The organism is Hyphomonas chukchiensis, from assembly GCF_000682695.1.
Lineage (GTDB): Bacteria > Pseudomonadota > Alphaproteobacteria > Caulobacterales > Hyphomonadaceae > Hyphomonas > Hyphomonas chukchiensis.
In genome coordinates, this window is sequence record NZ_AWFG01000007.1 from 1 (window position 1) to 243 (window position 243).

The 243-nt window shown below is 64.6% G+C and carries 1 protein-coding gene; it reads right to left on the reverse strand.

Annotation, left to right across the window (positions count from 1 at the left end; all coding sequences use genetic code 11):
- Positions 1-243 (reverse strand): type IV toxin-antitoxin system AbiEi family antitoxin domain-containing protein (locus tag HY30_RS20165; protein WP_034737196.1); only part of this gene is annotated, 243 nt, incomplete at both ends.

Sequence of the window (243 nt, forward strand, 5' to 3'; positions counted from 1 at the left end):
AACTGGTAGGGCGCAATCGCCAGTGGGTGGAAGCTGAAATGGCCAAACCGCTCCGTGTCCCGGGTCAGCGTCTTGCGGCCCGTGTTCACGCTCGCGGTCGTGTAGACCGCTTCCGGAATCCAGCCATGATAGGACAGGGCCGTCTCGAACGAGACATAGCTGCCGGGCACCAATGCCTGGGCGACGGCAAAGGGGTGCGGTGTGCTTTGCGTGTCTGGCCCGCCCAGCGCATACAGCCCGCGT